General features: G+C 49.6%; 1 protein-coding gene. It reads right to left on the bottom strand.

Annotated features, from left to right (window positions below):
* On the bottom strand, positions 1–257 hold a 257-nt coding region (locus QEH59_RS19175; protein WP_308986920.1), incomplete at its 3' end, for a hypothetical protein.
* Positions 258–377: the final 120 nt, after the last annotated feature.

Below are 377 nucleotides of genomic sequence, written 5' to 3'. Positions count from 1 at the left end.
AGCTGCAGGCGACGCGAGCTTTTGAGCGTTTCGAAAAAGTGGCCGACTCCAATGCTCGACTCATCTAACATGGCCCAGTCTTGTAAGAAACTGCGGCCACTGCGTTCGTCATTGATCGAACGGTTCACTCCCATTCGAATCCATTGCCAGTCATCCAGCTCGGGACACTCCCGAGTGTGCGAACAGTGACTCAAAGACTCCCGCGCAGGAGCCAGAAAACATTCGGTAAGCGACTTATAATCATTAGGTTGCTGCATAGGACCAATTTTTCGGGGCACCCTCAAAGTCAAGCTTTAAGCACCCTGAGACCGCATTATTATGCGTTTTAAGCAGATTTTATGTCAAAGTCAGTTCCGCAAAATCGACCTCAGTCACCT

The sequence above is a fragment of the Thalassobacterium sedimentorum genome (assembly GCF_031127905.1).
In the GTDB taxonomy this organism is placed as follows: Bacteria; Verrucomicrobiota; Verrucomicrobiia; order Opitutales; family Coraliomargaritaceae; genus Thalassobacterium; species Thalassobacterium sedimentorum.
The sequence above is the reverse complement of the archived record's forward strand: the minus strand, read 5'-3'. Positions and strand labels throughout refer to the sequence as shown.